At 45.7% G+C, this 4032-nt stretch carries 3 protein-coding genes; 1 reads left to right on the forward strand and 2 read right to left on the reverse strand.

The genetic code is table 11. The features are described from left to right. The first annotated feature begins 148 nt into the window (after positions 1 to 148). A complete protein-coding gene (locus L0156_12650; protein MCI0603849.1) occupies positions 149 to 1498 on the forward strand; it encodes a sulfatase in 1350 nt (449 codons plus the stop codon). A 14-nt stretch (positions 1499 to 1512) separates the two neighbouring features. On the opposite strand, the gene L0156_12655 is transcribed toward L0156_12650, so the two are convergent. Together L0156_12655 and L0156_12660 are read right to left on the reverse strand one after the other, a co-directional pair. Then, positions 1513 to 2166 (reverse strand): response regulator transcription factor, encoded by a 654-nt coding sequence (locus L0156_12655; protein ID MCI0603850.1) that lies wholly within the window; start codon positions 2164 to 2166, stop codon positions 1513 to 1515. Beyond that, positions 2163 to 4032 (reverse strand): PAS domain S-box protein (locus L0156_12660; GenBank protein ID MCI0603851.1); only part of this gene is annotated, 1870 nt, incomplete at its 5' end. The genes L0156_12660 and L0156_12655, both read right to left, overlap by 4 nt.

Genomic DNA, 4032 nt, shown 5'->3' on the forward strand with positions numbered 1-4032 from the left:
AACGAAGACAGTTGGCAGGAAAATAGACGCGCTCAATCAGTCGTCTTAAAGATGCAGTAGAGCTGACTCCATATGGCTTTCTCAGAAGCAGATACCTAATCAAAAAACCGACTCAAGATCAAAACGCCATGCTTGAGGAAGTTAAATCATGTCAAGTCGGTATCGCTCGAAACTGCGGTTGATAATATTGACTCTCTTTCTTGGACTCGTAACCGACTCCACTGTCAGCGAAAGATCTCTTCAGAAAGTTATTTTGATTTCAATCGATACTTTAAGACCCGATTTTCTTGATTGCTATAACTCCGAAATGAAAACCAGCCCGAACCTGAACCGTTTTGCCAATGAGAATATTCTGTTCGCTCAAGTTACTTCGCAAGCACCTTCCACCGCCCTTTCTCATAAGTCCATTCTCTATTCGCTGTATCCATCGATCCACAAAACCTCACGAAACAGCGTACCTGATGAAAAGTTAACCGGGCCGATTCAGCAGTTCCAATTAAACGGCTTTAAGACCGCCGGATTTGTTGGCGGCGGGGAATTAAGTCGAAAATTCGGCTTTGATAAAGGCTTTGACGTCTATTGGGAAGGAGGCACCTACAGTGCTACAGATACAAAAGAATCGCTTGAAAATCTTGAGTGGAAGATAAACGAATGGCTCGATAGCAATTACCAGGAAAAATTTTTTCTTTTCCTTCACACTTATGAGGTTCATTGCCCGTACTTCGCGCCAAAATCATATCGAGATCGATATGCCGGCTCGTATCGAGGCGAAATAGATCCGAGAGGAAAATGTGGAGACAACTATTACAATATCAGGAAACTTTCCGAAGCCGACCTGGATTTCGTTAGAGATCTGTATAAGGCTGAAATCGCTTATGTTGATGATTTCATCGGAAGACTCTTCGATAAACTTCGTGCGCTTCATATTTATAACGAAACGCTAATTGTGGTTCTTTCAGATCACGGGGAGAGTCTTGGTGAACGTGGTTATGTTGGACATAATTTGCTTCGCAACACGCAATTACAAATTCCTCTGATCATACGGATTCCGGGGATCTCTCCACGTCGCATCGATTCACCTGTGGAAGGCATTGATGTAATGCCGACAATCTTCGCTGCCTTAAATCTCTCACCCCCTTTTCGTTTTCAAGGGCGAAATCTAATGCCCTTTGTCTTAAAAGATCGTCGGGTACCGAAACGCGTCTTGATTTCGGAACAAAGTGGAAGGGTTCGGGTCAGGAAAGGAGATAAGGTTGCGATCTTCTTTCCTGACAGGGATCCATCACCTGAGGTTTACGACTTGCGTGAGGATCCGGAAGAACTCAATAATCTGTTCCAAAAATATCCGGATTTCGTACAATCTTGCCGAAAGGATTATTCGGTAATGCTCAGAGGAGCTCAGAGTCTGGCTTCCAGTTTTAGCAATAGATATCCAGGGCCTCCGTTTCTAGATGAACAGGTAACAGAACAACTAAAAGCCCTCGGCTATCTACCTTGAACCGATCTGTTGATTTAGTTATCCAACGAGATCAAGCCGGCTTTGATAGCGAACCGAACCAGGCCCGCGACGTCGTGAATATTCAGTCGCTGCATCAACTGAGTTCGGTGGGTATCTACTGTTTTGACCGAAACGTTCAAGAGCTGAGCAATTTCTTTATTGCTTCGTCCTTCTGAAACAAGTTTAAGGATTTCTTGTTGTCTTGGAGTCAGCTGCTCCAATGGACTCTTTTCGGCACCTACGCTGCGCACATAATTGTCGATTACGTGGCGTGAGACTTGCGGACTTAAATAAGTTTTACCCTGCATAACGGAGTGAATCGCCATCAGAAGTTCCTGCTTTTTTGAATCCTTGAGCAAATAGCCTACAGCACCTGCGCGCAGAGCGCGCAACACATATTCTTCGTTGGCGTGCATCGATAAAATGACAACATGAATGGACGGAAATTCCCTCGTGATTCTTGCCGCTGCGTCCAGTCCGTTTAAGGACTTCATTCCGATATCTAACAAGACCAGGTTCGGTTTATGTTTAGAGATCTTCTCTATCGCCTCCAGCCCGTCACTTGCCTCGGCTACGACATCAATATCTTCCGTCTTATCCATCATGGCACGGATTCCGTCCCGCACCAGAGCGTGATCGTCGGCAATCAGAATACGGATCGGTTTCATATCGGCAGCACCATTTCCTTTGGTTTCAGAGGAAGACGTACTCGCACTTCCGTGCCGAATGAAGGAACCGATTCAATTTCGACACATCCCCCCGCCAGCATCACTCTTTCCTTCATACCCAATAGACCGAGACTTTCACCCTTCAACGCGCAACTTTGCGCATGTTCCACATCGAAACCCTTCCCATCATCCTTGATTAACAAACAAACCTCGTCATTCTTTGAGGTCAATTCAACATTCACATGAGTTGCGCTCGCATGACGAACAATGTTTGTGATTGCTTCCTGTGCCACTCGAAAACAAACCGTCTCTAAATCGGAAGAAAGAGCATCCGGATCCAAAGTAGCTTCAAAATGTACACCAAACCCGGCCAGATTGGAGGTCCTGGAAACATGCCATCGTAAAGCGGCAACGAGACCGAGATCATCCAGAATCAAAGGCCGCAGATCTAATGAGAGATTCCGTACTTGATTCAACAATTTTTCCACTATCGAAATGCTCTCCTGCCAGTGTAACGAAGTTTGGCACGCTTCATCCGAACCTTCCAATTCTTCAAGATGAATTCGTAAAGCAGTTAAGGCCTGACCCATTTCGTCATGTAATTCTCGAGCCAGCTTGTGTTTTTCCGCCTCTTGCACTTCAAGCAAGCGTCCCGAAAGCGTTTTCAACCGTTGATGTGCCAGACGTAATTGATCGAAAAGTCGAGCACTTTGGATCGCCAGAGCAACCTGATTTGCGATTTCACGGGCAATTTGCAAATGTTCAGCGGTAAATCCTGATGGCTTGCTCATACCTAAATTGATCGATCCGATAAGGCTACCTTGGGAAAGTAGAGGAAGATTGACATAGGATCGCAACCTGCCAAAAGGCAAAGTCGCAGTTAGCGGAAGATAGTCATGGGCATCCAGTTTGTCTTTTATGTATTGTACCTGTCCCTGCACCAACAGGCCGGTGTCATCACCAGAGGCATCCAAAAAAAAATGATTTTCTGCGATACTCCTGTCGTTTCCTTCTAAGGCGAGGATTTGACCTTGTCCATGCTGAAAGTCAAACAATGTAACGGTCCCCACTTGAAACGGGATCAGAGACCGCATTCTTCCTAGCGCTTCCTCTGCAATTTTTTCCGAAGATCCGGCCGAAAGAATCATCCGGTCAATCTCATGCAGCGCTGCAAAAATGCGGATGGCTTCTTCAGCTTTCTTTCGTTCTGTATTGTCACGAGTAAGCATCGAATAACCTCTCAGAATATCTCCTTTCTCCTTCAACGGAGTTATAATCACGTCGGCCCAGAATTGCTCATCCCCCTTTCGTAAACGCCAGCCTTCCTCTGCATATTTTTCGAAGTCGCGAGCCACTTTTAGATCTATATCGGGTTTTCGAGATTCCATATCACCTTTGAAATAGAAGCACGAAAAGTGTCTGTCCAGGATTTCCTCATTGGTGAAACCATAAATTTTCTCGGCGCCCTTGTTCCAACTGATGATTCGCCCCTCCCGATCCAGCATAACAATGGCGTAGTCCTTCACACCATCTACAAGCAGTCGGAATCTTTCTTCGCTACGGGCGAGTTTTTCTTCAGCAATTCTTCTTTTCGCTAACACGTAAGCAACCGCCAAAAAGAGGGAAAGCCTTACGGCAGCATTCCAGAACGGAATCGTAGATCGGGAGTAGGAAATTGAAAGTATTCGATCGCCGACAAGATAAACAAAAATACTCGCCACAGAAATGGCAACACCTGACCAGAGCCCCACGAAGTAAGCACTGATGAAAACCGGGATGAGATAGAATGGTGAAAGTGAAAGCTCAGGGCCGGTGAATGCATCAACGATTCCGATGCTGATCATCAACATCCAGGTAGAACAAATC

It is taken from the genome of bacterium, from assembly GCA_022616075.1.
Classification (GTDB): domain Bacteria; phylum Acidobacteriota; class HRBIN11; order JAKEFK01; family JAKEFK01; genus JAKEFK01.